Below are 201 nucleotides of genomic sequence, written 5' to 3'. Positions count from 1 at the left end.
TACGTGATTCCGTCGCAGTCGATGGAACCGACGTTGCACGGTTGCCCCGGCTGCACGGGAGACCGGATCTACGTCGAGAAATTGACGTACGACTTCGGTGACCCCAAACCGGGCGACGTGGTCGTCTTCGTGGGCCCGAGCGGATCGTGGAACAAGGAGTACCACACGAATCGCTCCAGCAACGTCGTCGCGCGTGGGGTG

The 201-nt window shown here is 62.2% G+C and carries 1 protein-coding gene; it reads left to right on the top strand.

What is annotated here, in order from left to right; translation table 11 throughout:
- The coding region (locus tag ON40_RS34380; RefSeq protein WP_040829417.1) for a S26 family signal peptidase at positions 1 to 201 on the top strand (201 nt) is incomplete at both ends.

Source organism: Nocardia jiangxiensis NBRC 101359 (genome assembly GCF_000308615.1).
Taxonomy (GTDB): Bacteria; Actinomycetota; Actinomycetes; order Mycobacteriales; family Mycobacteriaceae; genus Nocardia; species Nocardia jiangxiensis.
The sequence above is the reverse complement of the archived record's forward strand: the minus strand, read 5'-3'. Positions and strand labels throughout refer to the sequence as shown.